Annotated in this window: 1 pseudogene; it reads left to right on the top strand. The window is 62.5% G+C overall.

From position 1 onward, the window contains the following. A pseudogene (locus SB772_RS39310) lies at positions 1 to 389 on the top strand (AcrB/AcrD/AcrF family protein); the annotation flags it as partial.

Raw genomic sequence — 389 nt, 5'->3', positions numbered from 1 at the left:
CTGCTGATCGCGCTCTCGGGCAGTTCGCAAACCACACCGAATTTCTGGCTCGACCCGAAGAACGGCGTGAGTGATCCGCTGATGGGGATGATGCCGCAGTACGACGTGAATTCGCTGCAGGCGCTCGCGAATCTGCCGCTGGCCGGTTCGGCAACGAGTGACACCGCTGGCCCGCAAAATGCCGCGAATGGCGCGCCGCACGTGCAGAATCTGCTCGGCTCGCTCGGCACGTTTACGCGCGGCACGCAACAAGCCGTCGTATCGCATTACAACGTACAGCCTGTGCTCGATATCTTTGGATCAGTGCAAGGCCGCGACCTGGGTAGCGTGGCGAACGACGTCGCCGCCATCGTGAAGAGCGAGGAAGCGAAACTGCCGCCGGGTTCGTC

The organism is Paraburkholderia sp. SIMBA_030 (assembly GCF_046535245.1).
Classification (GTDB): domain Bacteria; phylum Pseudomonadota; class Gammaproteobacteria; order Burkholderiales; family Burkholderiaceae; genus Paraburkholderia.
Note: the sequence above shows the minus strand (reverse complement) of the source record. Positions and strands in the feature narration are given on the sequence as shown.